This is a genomic window from Microvirga sp. P5_D2 (assembly GCF_054049475.1).
Genome location: NZ_JBFUMH010000202.1, coordinates 1 through 7,830, shown reverse-complemented (window position 1 = coordinate 7,830; position 7,830 = coordinate 1). Strand labels below are relative to the sequence as shown.

Sequence of the window (7,830 nt, the reverse complement as noted above, 5' to 3'; positions counted from 1 at the left end):
CTTCCACGGACTTGCCGCGCTCGGGCTGCCGGTGATCTGCATCGAGAGCCGGCAGGCCTACCAAGCACTGAAGTCGCTTGCCACGCACAAGACCGACCGCAACGATGCCCGCGGGCTGGCTCATCTGGCTCGCACCGGCTTCTTCAAGCCCGTGCACGTCAAGTCACTACCGGCCCATGCAGTGCGAGCCCTGATCATCGCCCGCAAGAAGCTGGTCGGGCAGCGCGTTACCCTCGAGAACCAGATCCGCGGCCTGGCCGTGGTATTCGGGGTCCGGCTGCCTCGTGGGCTCAGCCCGCACTTTACCGAACAGGTGATCCAGGCCAGCCACGGGATCGCAGGTCTGGCCGGTGCCATGCAGGGGCTGCTGGCCGCGCGCAAGGCCGTTCTGGAAGCGGTCGTGGCGATCGACCGTGACATGCGGTTGCTGGCCCGTTCGTCACAGGCCTGCCAGCGGCTGATGACTATCCCCGGTGTCGGCCAACTGACAGCMCTGGCCTTTGTCGCCACCATCGAYGCACCGGAGCGCTTCCRCCGMTCGCGYGATGTGGGAGCCTAYCTCGGYCTSGTGCCGMGGCGCTTYCAGTCGGGCGAGATCGAYTATGTCGGCAGCATCTCTACGTGTGGGGATCGGCGGGTGCGAACCCTGTTGTACGAGGCCGCGAACGTGATGCTCACGCGCTACCGCGGCGCCCTGGCTCTCAAGGAGTGGGCGCTCGGCATCGCCCGACGCTCGACGATGAGGAAGGCCCGCGTGGCGCTCGCCCGCCGGTTGGCGATCATCATGCATGCCATGCTCCGGCATGGCACCACGTTCCAGGCCGCCTGAGAGGAGCAGCAGAAGCAGGTCGAGACGAGCTCCCGAGCGGAGCGTTGCCCAAGGGAGGGTGTGGATGACGACGCCGAATTTGTCGTATGCGGCCTGTGCCACTTTGTATGGTCCGGCCGTGCGTCGCAAGATGATGTTGGCAGAGTGACGAACGTGAGAGCTGCATCAATGTATTCGGCCTCTGTGTGGAGCTTTAGCTCCGGGCCATCATGGGTATCCGCGCGCATCCAAGACTCGCTAGCCAAAAGACCTCAATGGGCCATCTTGGCACCCAGTCTCATGGCTGCGCCGGGCAGACCGTTCGTCCATCTCCTCCTTTATCTCGCAGACCTCGGCGGGAAGCCGCTGATTAGCTAGCTGATGTCATCATTCGACCCTCAGCGTTGATTGTTCATCTGAACCGACTCCGTAGCGTCTCAGAGGTAAGTTCGTATCAGGCTGCATGAGAGGCACTCCGGGGTTGATAGCAATGTCCACGGGCCAACACCGCCCAGGCGATGCGGGCGAGCTTGTTGGCCAGCGCGATCACCAGCATGTTGTGATGCAGCCGTCGTCCCGCCGCCTCGATACAGGGCCACAGGCCGAGCCTCGCCCCATGCGGTCGACGCACCAGCACGATGTGAGCAGCTTGGACGAACAGCGTCCGCAGGTACTTGTTGCCGCGTTTGGAGATCTTGCTCAGGATGGTGCGATCGCCGGTCGACTCCTGCTTCGGCACCAGCCCAAGCCAAGCCCCGAAGTCCCGCCCTGCTTGAACCCGGCGCCGGTGCCGATCGCCGCCACCACGGCGGACGAGATGATCGGCCCCACGCCCGGCACGCTCATGAGACGCTGACAGTGCTCGTCCTGCGCGGCGAGCGCCTCGATCTCGGCGGAGACCTCAGTGATGCGCTCGTCGAGCTGACACCAATCCTCAGCCAGATCGGCAATGAGGCGAACGATGCGCGGCGACAGGGCGTCAGAGGACGAACCCAGGATGCCTGGCAACGCCTGCCGCAACGGCGCAAGCCCCTGGCGTACGGTGATGCCGCGCTCGAGCAGGAAGCCGCGGATCTGGTTGGTCACGCCCGTGCGCTGACTGACCAGACGCGAGCGCACGCGGTGCAGGGCGAGGAGGTCCATCTGGTCCGGGGTCTTGATCACCACAAACGACATGGTGGGCCGCTGCACCGCCTCCGCGATGGCTTCGGCATCGCGATAATCGTTCTTGTGGCCTTTGAGGAAGGGCTTGACGTATTGAGCCGGGATCAGGCGTCCGTCATGACCCAGGGCTTGAAGCTGGCGGCCGATGTGGTGAGCCCCGGCACAGGCTTCCATGCCGATCAGGCAGGGTGGGATGTTGGCCAGGCGAGCTTCAACTTGCCCACGCGAGAGCTTCTGGCGCAGGACGATGGCGCCACACGCATCCAGGCCGATGAGGTGGAAGCTGTTCTTGCCGATGTCGATCCCAAGGGTGGCAACGGGCTGAAGCGGAGCTGTGGGCATGGCTCAGATCCTCGTGCTGGGGCGCCCCTCATCAAGGGTGCGCCGGTAAGCACGCCCGGTCCATCCCATTAGCTGACATACCGTGTCGTCTGCCGAAGCATTTGTCTTCCAGCCCAGCACCTTCTCTAAAAGGTACAGATAGGAGTGGAGTTCTCGAGCTGCTGTCACGACCTTCTGCGAACATGGCCGCAAATATGCCCCCTTCGTGGCTAAACAGCTCTGTCTAAGCTCGACAATAAACCAAGGGGTAACCATGACCGCTCATACCACGGACATCGCCATTCCTGATACGTTTCTGGAATATGAGGGGTCACGATCTATCGCACGTATCAGTTCGACGATCCTGTCAGCTATCCACCCTCGTCCCACATCTTTACGACTTCCCCCAGATGGTACCTACGCTACCGACCCCTTCCGCATAAGACCGGTCACCTAACCCCGAGAGCTCGGTTCCTCGCGCTGTTAATATGAGCTTCCATCGCTACAACAGCTTGAGAAGAATCGCGGGTTTCCATCGCGTCGATGATGGCCATATGCTCCTGCATCACGGGTGAGACCAAAGCCTCGGAGAGGAGCGTCTGCTCCTGTCTGATGAGGCGCACTTTGATAGAGTTAACCCGATAGGCATCGGCAATGATGGCGTTGCCGAGGGACGCGATGATGGTCCAGTGCAAGTTCCAGTCGACTGCCTGGGCTCGTGCTACGAGGTCTGCCGTGACGCCTCCGCGATACTCGGCCAGAATGCTCTCATGCTCATGCCTAAGTTGAGCGAGCGCCGCGTCGCTTGCCTCAGCGGTAAAGATCGCCACTGCTGCGCTCTCCATAAAGAGTCGGAACTGGAACGCGTCCCGAATCAGGCTCAAGTCTACATGAGCAACCTGCATGCCCCGCTGTGGGACCGTCTTGATGAGGCCTTCCGACTCGAGCCGAGGGACGAGTTCCCGGATGGCTCCAAGTGACAGGCCAGTCAGCTCGACGAGCTGGCGTTGCGAGATGAATTGACCGGGGCGGATGTCTCGCGCCAAGAGATGGCGCGTAAATCTGTCATAGGCTTTCTCCCGAAGCTTGTGCCCAGTCCCCGCTGACCCAACCTCCTCCATCCTCGCCTCGCTAAGCTGCCGTTTCCGCGAAGAGATGATCATAGAATGAGCCCAGCCGTTCGGCTTCCGCAGCCGATATCCGGAGGAAAGGTGATCTGACGTTTAGCCAGGCTGCATCCCCAGTTCGGTGAGCGACAAGGGCTTTCACCGCCGGCGTGACCGGATACGTCAGTACCTTGTCGACAAGTCTGTTGATTCGCTCGTCTCCTCGCCCGTGCATAGCTAAAGGCTGAAGAGCGCCAGGGCAGACATTGGCGAGGCCGGAGATGGCTCCTTGCCCACCCCGTCGCACGCCTTCTGCAAGATAGCGCTCATCTCCGATCAGAATTGCGAGATCCCGGTGTCTGTCGAGGAGGCGCTGGGTGTATTCCCAGTCGCCTGAAGAATCCTTCACGCCTGTGACGGTGCCAGGAAACTGCTTCTTGAGCCGGTCGATCAGTTCAACCGAAAGCGAAATCTGCGTAACTGAGGGTATGTTGTAAAGGATGACCCCGCGTGCAGCCGGTCCCAGCTTCTCCAGAACAGAAGCATACCAAGAGAAGAGGCCCTCATCAGTGACACCTTTGAAATAGTAAGGCGGGGTCAGCAGGAGACCACGGCACCCGAAATCCAACGCCATGCGCCCCTGCAAAAGGGCCTCGTGCACCGACGTTGCTGCAATGCAATAAACCACGTTATTCCCAGCAATATCGGCACTGGCGAGTGCTCCCAATACCTGCTCTCTACCTAACATGCCTACCGAGGCTCCTTCACCTGTCGTGCCAAACAAAGTGACGCTGTTGCATCCATTGTGAAGGCACCACTTCGCATGCTCCGCCATCCGCGAGAGGTCGAGGGATTCATCGGAACGGAAAGGCGTCGTCATCGCTGCGGAAAGGCCAAAGCGGTCGGCGGACACAGTCACATCAAGGATCCTTGGTTTCAATCCAGGCGCCAAGGGGTTCCTGGAGCACTGAAGTTATATCTGACATGTTAGTATGATGTCAGATATTTACAAGCAGGGGATTGCCGGTGCAGGATACGAAACAAGGGTGAGTTCGATAACACCCTAGACCAATCGATAAATTTGGGAGGACAATGATGTTCGCTTCATTCTCACGTCGCCTGTTCATCGGGACGGCCGCGACCRCTGCCATGGCAGGTCTAGCCGCGGCCCAAGCCGCTGATCCGATCAAGCTCCGCATCTCGACACCCGCTGTAGAGGCCGATTGGCACGCCAAGATGCTTCCGGTGTTCAAGCAGGAACTGGAGAAGTCCGCTCCGGGCCAGTTCGATGTGGAAATCCACCTGAACGGTACCCTGTTCAAGCAGGGCACCGAGCCTGCCGCCATGCAACGCGGCAATCTTGAGATGGCGATGATCTCGGCATTCGACATCGCCAAGCAGGTTCCGGAATGGTCCATCTTCACGGCCGGCTACCTACTGCGGGATCCCGAGCATCAGACGAAGGTGTTCGGGAGCGATGTAGGCAAGGAGATGTACAGCCTCGTTGAAGACAAGATGGGCATCAAGATTCTGGATGTCGGCTACTTAGGAACCCGTCAGCTGAACCTGAGGATGGAAAAAGAGGTCAAGACCCCGGCCGATCTCGCAGGAGTGAAGCTGCGCATGCCTGGATCTGATACCTGGTTGTTCCTCGGCAAGGCTCTCGGCGCCAATCCGCTGCCGGTTGCGTTCGGGGAGATCTATACTGCGCTGCAGACTGGCGCGATTGATGGCCAGGATAATCCGCTTCCCACGGTCCGGGCGGCGAAGTTCTATGAAGTCACAAAGCAGGTCGTGCTCACGGATCATCTGGTGGATGCGATCTTTCTATCCATGGCGGGTTCCACGTGGAAGAAGCTCGACGACAAACAGAAGGCTGCTGTGACGAATGCTGCCAAGGCGGCGGTTCGTTTCAACAACGAGAATCGGATCAAGGAAGAGGCTGAACTGGCCGACTTCTTCAAAGCTCAGGGCCTGAAGGTGTACAAGCCCAACGTCGAGGCTTTCCGCACTCAGGTGCAAAAGACATATCTGGAATCCGACCTGTCCAAGGCTTGGCCGAAGGGAATGGTGGATCGGGTCAACGCGATCAAGTAGGCGGCCATTCCACCGGGCATACGATGCTTCGGAAGCCTCGGAGCTTCCGAAGCATCCGTTCGAAGCTACCCCATAGTCACTCGAGCGCCCCGTGAATGCGGTAGCCGAAGGCTAGTCGCCCTCCACGGGGTCACCAATTCGAGATCTGCCATGCAATCCCTTCGCGCCCGCCTGCGCTACTTAGCCGAACTGGTTACCGTCATCCTGTTCATGGCAATGTTCGCTGCGTTCCTTCTCCAAGTCTTTACCCGCTATATCCTCAATGACCCAGTGGCGTGGACGCAGGAATTCGTACTGATAGCCTATATCTGGATCGTGTTCTGGTGCGCGGCGTTCTTGCTGCGGGAGCGGGAGCATATCACCTTCGATATGTTTTTTTTAGCTCTCCCATTTGCCGGGCGGCGTGTGCTCGCCATCGTTCTGACAGCGCTGACTGGAACCGCGTTCATCGCAGCTCTCCCGGCTACGATCGACTACGTGAGCTTCATGAAGATCGAGAAGAGCCCTGTCATCGGGCTTCGGTTTGACGTTCTGTATTCCATCTTTGTCGTCTTCGTAATTGCAGTGGCGATAGGCGCTGTGGTGCGGATTTGGCGCCTTCTTAGCCGCTCATGGCAGGACGAACTTGGGACCAACGGAGACTTCGAACCATGAGCGCCGTCTTCATTCTCACGCTCGTAGCCTTCTTCGGTCTCGCCCTGCTAGGGATGCCAGTCGCCTTTGCGATGTTCGTGGCGTCTATCGGCTACCTGATCACCTCTGGCCGCGACATTGGGCTGTTCGGCGAGCAGATCCTCAACGGCCTCTACGATTCTTTTGTGCTGTTGGCGGTGCCGCTCTTCATCTTGGCAGCCAACATCATGAACGCCAGCGGTGTATCCGATCGTCTCTTCATGTTCTGTCAGGCGCTGGTAGGTCGCTTCAGGGGTGGCCTAGCTCAAGTCGACATTCTGGTCAGCATCATCTTCTCGGGGATGTCCGGCTCGGCGATCGCGGACGCGGCCGGACCCGGCAAGCTCGTTACTCAGATGATGATCAAGCAGGGACGTATCCCACCGGGATTTGCCGCCTCGGTTGCTGCCTCGTCGGCGACCATCGGGCCGATAATTCCGCCGTCAATTCCGATGGTGATCTACGCGGTCGTTTCCGACACCTCAGTGGGATATCTGTTTCTCGGCGGAGTCATTCCAGGGTTGATCATGGGCCTTGCCCAGATGGGACTGGTGGGTTTCGTCGCCCGAAAGCGGGACTTCCCACGGGGCGAGGGTATCCCGCTGAGCGAGCTCCCACGAACGACCTACCGGGCGGTTCCGGCGCTCCTCATGCCAGTGATCCTGCTTTACTGCATTTACGGCGGGGCGACGACCCCGACAGAAGCGGCTGCGATTGCGGCAGCCTATGCGCTTGTGCTCGCCGTGTTCTTCTACCGTGAACTCTCGTGGAAGGAGGGCTTCAAGGTTCTGGTGGAGTCTAGCAAGGCGACCAGCGTGGTGGCGCTTCTCATCGCCGGCGCCTTGATCTTCAACTATATCGTGGCTTCGGAACGACTCCCCGAGCAGGTCGGCCGACTCCTTGACGGCCTCGATGTCTCTCCACTTGTCTTCCTCTTGCTCGTCAACCTGCTCTTCCTGATCCTGGGCTGCCTGTTTGACGCTACGACACTGCTGCTCGTCATCGTTCCGCTGTTCCTGCCGGCGGCGAGGGCGCTCGGCATCGACCTCGTTCACTTCGGTGTTGTCATTGTCGTCAATATCATGATCGGCCTTATCACGCCCCCATATGGGGTGCTGCTGTTCGTGATGAGCGGCTTAACTGGAATTTCGCTGCGTGACATCATCCGCGAGATCTGGGCCTTCATCGGCATTCTGGTTGCAGCTCTGCTGCTGATGATCTTCGTACCGGAGGTTGTTCTCTGGCTGCCGCGGTTTTTCGGTTACAAGGGCTAGAGCATCGGATGTTTAATCGGACGCATATCCAGCAGCCCTGAGGWAGTTCCAACACTCGTGCGGCTCAAACAAATCGCAGATGTCGCCGAGGGCGCGCCAGAGCGCGTCGAACGTTCGCGCCTCGGCCTTGCGCAAGTGTGCCTTGATCTTGGCAAAGGCCTGTTCAATGGGGTTCATATCGGGCGAATAAGCCGGCAGGAACAGGAACCAGGCTCCGCGTTGCTTCAGACACTGCGCAGCCTTTTCACTTTTGTGAACGGCCAGGTTGTCGAGGATCACTACATCGCCTTTGTGCAGCGTCGGCGCGAGCTGCGTCTCGATGTAAGCCTCGAACGCCAAGCGGGTGATCGGGCCGTCGATGATCCAGGGCGCACTCAGCTCATGACAG

At 59.6% G+C, this 7,830-nt stretch carries 7 protein-coding genes and 1 pseudogene; 4 read left to right on the top strand and 4 right to left on the bottom strand.

Annotated features, from left to right (window positions below; genetic code table 11):
- The coding region (locus ACXJKO_RS27825; protein WP_457094285.1) for an IS110 family RNA-guided transposase at nt 1-829 on the top strand (829 nt) is incomplete at its 5' end.
- Nucleotides 830-1,262: 433 nt separating this feature from the next.
- Here the strand turns inward: ACXJKO_RS27825 and ACXJKO_RS27820 are convergent.
- From ACXJKO_RS27820 to ACXJKO_RS27810, 3 genes and pseudogenes are all read right to left on the bottom strand, one after another.
- Nucleotides 1,263-2,314, bottom strand: a pseudogene (locus ACXJKO_RS27820) (IS110 family RNA-guided transposase).
- A gap of 428 nt (nt 2,315-2,742) precedes the next feature.
- The gene (locus ACXJKO_RS27815) at nt 2,743-3,414 is read right to left on the bottom strand and encodes a GntR family transcriptional regulator (RefSeq protein ID WP_457094284.1); all 672 of its coding nucleotides are present in this window, start codon (nt 3,412-3,414) and stop codon (nt 2,743-2,745) included.
- A gap of 10 nt (nt 3,415-3,424) precedes the next feature.
- Nucleotides 3,425-4,318 (bottom strand): dihydrodipicolinate synthase family protein, encoded by an 894-nt coding sequence (locus tag ACXJKO_RS27810; protein ID WP_457094283.1) that lies wholly within the window; start codon nt 4,316-4,318, stop codon nt 3,425-3,427.
- Nucleotides 4,319-4,494: 176 nt separating this feature from the next.
- On the opposite strand from ACXJKO_RS27810, the gene ACXJKO_RS27805 reads away from it, so the two are divergent.
- From ACXJKO_RS27805 to ACXJKO_RS27795, 3 genes are all read left to right on the top strand, one after another.
- Entirely contained in the window at nt 4,495-5,496 is a 1,002-nt protein-coding gene (locus tag ACXJKO_RS27805; RefSeq protein ID WP_457094282.1) for a sialic acid TRAP transporter substrate-binding protein SiaP, read from the top strand.
- 150 nt (nt 5,497-5,646) lie between these two features.
- A complete protein-coding gene (locus ACXJKO_RS27800; RefSeq protein WP_457094281.1) occupies nt 5,647-6,150 on the top strand; it encodes a TRAP transporter small permease in 504 nt (167 codons plus the stop codon).
- Complete coding sequence (locus ACXJKO_RS27795; RefSeq protein WP_457094280.1) at nt 6,147-7,442, top strand: TRAP transporter large permease; 1,296 nt, start codon at nt 6,147-6,149, stop codon at nt 7,440-7,442. Before ACXJKO_RS27800 ends, ACXJKO_RS27795 begins: the two co-directional genes overlap by 4 nt.
- 12 nt (nt 7,443-7,454) lie before the next feature.
- Here the strand turns inward: ACXJKO_RS27795 and ACXJKO_RS27790 are convergent.
- Nucleotides 7,455-7,830, bottom strand: a 376-nt coding sequence (locus tag ACXJKO_RS27790) for a transposase (protein WP_457094279.1), incomplete at its 5' end; no start/stop codon positions are given.